Here is a 1,074-nt window from a genome sequence, read left to right as displayed (position 1 = left end):
GAACAAGACGCTATATCTGACCATGAGCACGTCCGAGGCAACTACTGCCAAGGACAACGCGGTTCCCTATCAATTTCGCCTGACAACCAATTCGGCTGCGACTGCGGCTGGTGCTGCACAGAAATATGTTGAGTCTCTAGGTCAGAGCTGGGTGACGCTTTTCGCCGACATCAAGTGGGGACAATCAGAGCGAGACTGGTGGGCGAAGGGTGTCGTTGCGTCCGGTGGCAAAGTTGGCAATGCCGTAGCGCTGCCGGTCGACGCGCCGGATCTGCTTCCTTTCGTARTGCAGATTAACCGGAGCGCCGACGGTATCTTTATGCCCGTCCTAAACGCACTGCAGGCAATCCAGCTGCTACGCAGCTCCGGATACGAACAGAAGATCGTTCTGGCCGGACTAAGCTTCTCCCTGTTTGACTACAGAGAGCTTGGCGATGTCGGCGAAGGTGTTTTCGGGATCGAGACCGCGCCAGTCGCGCTGAAGGATATGAACTCCCCCGAAATGGCCGACATCTACAAGGCACTCGGGATAGATGAAAATGGTGTAGACGCAGCCAGCGGCAAAGTTATCGGCAGTTCGATGCTCCTTGGCATCGTGCAAAGCCTCGGTTTTCTGAAGGCCAATGTCGAGCAAGGTGGCTGGAAAACAAAGGCGGATACGGCAGCGCTAATCAAACACGCGGAATCGGTGCCGTCCTATCCGAGGGGTCCACTCTTCCCGCTGGGTGAGGTCGCGATGCGGGCGCAGGATCATCAGGCGTTCATGGATATATTCCTTCTGCAGATGCAGGGAGGAGCGCTTGCCAAGTATGGTATCGCCCCAAAGGATTCCACGATCTACGACGCCGATGTTGACCTGACGAAGGGCTGAAATCTTGCGGCCGCTAGAAAACGAAGCGTTCAAAGTGGAAGGGGTCAGCAAGATGTTTGGCGCCTTCCAGGCACTTAAAGACGTATCCTTGGGTGTTCACCACGGGGAGGTCTTGGCAATCATCGGTCCGAACGGCGCGGGGAAGACGACTTTCATCAACATCGTGAGCGGCGTCTTCAGGCCGACCAGCGGACGGATACTCT

The 1,074-nt window shown here is 56.2% G+C and carries 2 protein-coding genes; both read left to right on the top strand.

The features are described 5' to 3' along the window. On the top strand, positions 1 to 871 hold an 871-nt coding region (locus AC1DUU_RS32710; protein ID WP_476787433.1), incomplete at its 5' end, for an ABC transporter substrate-binding protein. Positions 872 to 923: 52 nt separating this feature from the next. Further along, positions 924 to 1,074, top strand: a 151-nt coding sequence (locus tag AC1DUU_RS32705; protein ID WP_476787434.1) for an ATP-binding cassette domain-containing protein, incomplete at its 3' end; no start/stop codon positions are given.

This window comes from Aminobacter sp. P4_H6_2 (assembly GCF_056400805.1).
This window is presented reverse-complemented; position numbering and strand designations above follow the sequence as displayed.